3 tRNA genes and 1 rRNA gene are annotated in these 648 nt (G+C 50.9%); all 4 read right to left on the reverse strand.

Annotated features, from left to right (window positions below):
• Positions 1 to 234: 234 nt before the first annotated feature.
• A tRNA-Ala gene (locus AC6RNO_RS36735) sits at positions 235 to 310 on the reverse strand.
• 17 nt (positions 311 to 327) lie between these two features.
• Positions 328 to 404 (reverse strand) — tRNA-Ile (locus tag AC6RNO_RS36740).
• Positions 405 to 409: 5 nt separating this feature from the next.
• Positions 410 to 483: transfer RNA gene (locus tag AC6RNO_RS36745), tRNA-Ile, on the reverse strand.
• Between the two features lie 64 nt (positions 484 to 547).
• Positions 548 to 648: ribosomal RNA gene (gene rrf / locus AC6RNO_RS36750) — 5S ribosomal RNA — on the reverse strand; the annotation flags it as partial.

Genomic DNA, 648 nt, shown 5'->3' on the forward strand with positions numbered 1-648 from the left:
ACGAAAAGGATTTCTAAGTTTCACGCTTTACGTTTCGTTTCGTTATCTAGTTTTCAAGGAACAAGTTGCGAATCGAAGATTCGTCAACAATGTCGCAACTGTTAAGTTGTCAACAGATATGCTGTGATTCGACTTTCTTTACCGCCTCACCAGCGGCAAAAAGTATCTTATCACATCTTACTCGCTCATTTCAAGTCGAATTTCCGAGAAATTCTTGCCTGAAACGATCGTTGTTGGTGGAGCCAAGCGGGATCGAACCGCTGACCTCCTGCTTGCAAGGCAGGCGCTCTCCCAGCTGAGCTATGGCCCCATATTTATGAAGTTGTATGGTGGGCCCTAGTGGACTCGAACCACCGACCTCACCCTTATCAGGGGTGCGCTCTAACCAGCTGAGCTAAGGGCCCAANGGTGGGCCCTAGTGGACTCGAACCACCGACCTCACCCTTATCAGGGGTGCGCTCTAACCAGCTGAGCTAAGGGCCCAAAATAAAAACCCACCTACGATCTTTCGAAGCTTGCTTTCTTCGAAAGCGTTCGCTGTGGGCTCGCTTGGCAACGTTCTACTCTCCCAGAACCCTTCGGTTCAAGTACCATCGACGCTGGAGGGCTTAACGGTCGTGTTCGAGATGGGAACGCGTGGATCCCCTC

This window comes from Paenibacillus sp. sgz302190 (assembly GCF_059820445.1).